Raw genomic sequence first — 2,696 nt, 5'->3', positions numbered from 1 at the left:
CCGTCCACATGCCTCCTATCGACGTGATGGTCTGTCACGGCTCTCAAGGGAGCTCTGGTTTAGAGGTGGGTTTCCCGCTTAGATGCTTTCAGCGGTTATCCCGTCCATACTTAGCTACCCGGCCATGCCACTGGCGTGACAACCGGTGCACCAGAGGTATGTCCATCCCGGTCCTCTCGTACTAGGGACAGATCCTCGCAAAACTCCGACACCCACGGCAGATAGGGACCGAACTGTCTCACGACGTTCTAAACCCAGCTCACGTACCACTTTAATCGGCGAACAGCCGAACCCTTGGGACCTGCTCCAGCCCCAGGATGTGATGAGCCGACATCGAGGTGCCAAACGACTCCGTCGATATGGACTCTTGGGAGTCATCAGCCTGTTATCCCCGGCGTACCTTTTATCCGTTGAGCGATGGCCCGTCCACGTGGAGCCACCGGATCACTATGGCCGACTTTCGTCTCTGCTCGACTTGTCAGTCTTGCAGTCAGGCGGGCTTATGCCATTGCACTCGACGAGCGATTTCCGACCGCTCTGAGCCCACCATCGCGCGCCTCCGTTACACTTTGGGAGGCGACCGCCCCAGTCAAACTACCCGCCATGCAGGGTCCCGGACCCGGATCACGGGCCACGGTTAGATGCCAGAGACTTCAAGGGTGGTATTTCAAGGTTGGCTCCACCCGGGCTGGCGCCCGGGCTTCCAAGCCTCCCACCTATCCTACACATGAAGTCCCTAGCACCACTGCAAAGCTGTAGTAAAGGTGCACGGGGTCTTTCCGTCTGACCGCGGGAACTCCGCATCTTCACGGAGAGTTCAATTTCGCTGAGTTGGTGTTGGAGACAGCGGGGAAGTCGTTACGCCATTCGTGCAGGTCGGAACTTACCCGACAAGGAATTTCGCTACCTTAGGACCGTTATAGTTACGGCCGCCGTTTACCGGGGCTTCAATTCAAGGCTTGCACCTCTCCTCTTAACCTTCCGGCACCGGGCAGGCGTCAGACCCTATACGTCGCCTTGTGTGGCTTCGCAGAGCCCTGTGTTTTTAGTAAACAGTCGCTACCCCCTGGTCTGTGCCCCCCGCCATGGCTTGCGCCACAACGGGGCCCTCTTCTTCCGAAGTTACGAGGGCAATTTGCCGAGTTCCTTCAACACCATTCTCTCAAGCGCCTGGGTATACTCTACCAGTCCACCTGTGTCGGTTTGGGGTACGGTCTATACGGCGGGGCTGTTTCCTGGAACAGGTCCACAGCATGTCCAATCCGATAAGGACATACACGCTTTCCCATCCGTCACCTCCGCCAGGCCCACGATTATTAACGTGGTTCCCATCGACTACGCCTTTCGGCCTCGCCTTAGGGGCCGGCTCACCCTGCGTGGATTAACCTTGCGCAGGAACCCTTGGACTTTCGGCGAGAGTGTTTCTCACACTCTTTGTCGCTACTCATGTCAGCATTCTCACTTCCGATACCTCCAGGCGGCCTCACGGACACCCTTCGCAGGCTTACGGAACGCTCCGCTACCACGTGATCAAAGATCACATCCGCAGCTTCGGTACACGGCTTGAGCCCCGATACATTTTCGGCGCAGGCCGGCTTAACTAGACCAGTGAGCTATTACGCTTTCTTTAAAGGATGGCTGCTTCTAAGCCAACCTCCTGGTTGTCATGGCCTTCCCACATCCTTTCCCACTTAGCCGTGATTTGGGGACCTTAGCTGGCGGTCTGGGCTGTTTCCCTCTCGACGATGGACCTTAGCACCCACCGTCTGTCTGCCGGACTGCACTCTGCGGTATTCGGAGTTTGGTTAGGTTTGGTAAGGCTCGCGCCCCCCTAGCCCATCCAGTGCTCTACCCCCGCAGGTGATATCCGACGCGCTACCTAAATAGCTTTCGCGGAGAACCAGCTATTTCCTGATTTGATTGGCCTTTCACCCCTAGCCACAGGTCATCTCCGACTTTTTCAACAGGCGTGAGTTCGGTCCTCCAGTGCGTGTTACCGCACCTTCAACCTGCCCATGGCTAGATCATCAGGTTTCGGGTCTAAAGCATGCAACTCGGTCGCCCTATTCAGACTCGCTTTCGCTGCGCCTCCACCTACCGGCTTAAGCTCGCTGCATACTCTAAGTCGCTGACCCATTATACAAAAGGTACGCCGTCACCCCATGAAGAGGCTCCGACTGCTTGTAGGCATCCGGTTTCAGGAACTGTTTCACTCCCCTTGTCGGGGTGCTTTTCACCTTTCCCTCACGGTACTGGTGCACTATCGGTCACTGAGGAGTACTTAGGCTTGGAGGGTGGTCCCCCCATGTTCAGACAGGGTTTCACGTGCCCCGCCCTACTCGAGGATTGCTTCCGGTTTATCCGTACGGGGCTATCACCCGCTATGGCCCGACTTTCCAGACGGTTCCGGTTATGTAGAAGCAATCACTGGCCTGGTCCGCGTTCGCTCGCCACTACTAGCGGAGTCTCGGTTGATGTCCTTTCCTCCGGCTACTTAGATGTTTCAGTTCGCCGGGTTCGCTTCCCACACCTATGGATTCAGTGTGGGATACAGCCGAAGCTGTGGGTTTCCCCATTCGGAAATTCACGGATCAAAGCCTGCTCGCGGCTCCCCGTGACTTATCGCAACGTGCTACGTCCTTCATCGCCTCTCAGTGCCAAGGCATCCACCAGATGCCCTTCAGACGCTTGATCTC

Annotated in this window: 1 rRNA gene; it reads right to left on the bottom strand. The window is 56.8% G+C overall.

The features are described from left to right. Window positions 1-2,694: ribosomal RNA gene (locus FZ983_RS33800) — 23S ribosomal RNA — on the bottom strand; the annotation flags it as partial. Between the last annotated feature and the right edge of the window lie 2 nt (window positions 2,695-2,696).

It is taken from the genome of Azospirillum sp. B21 (assembly GCF_008364825.1).
GTDB lineage: Bacteria > Pseudomonadota > Alphaproteobacteria > Azospirillales > Azospirillaceae > Azospirillum.
This window is presented reverse-complemented; position numbering and strand designations above follow the sequence as displayed.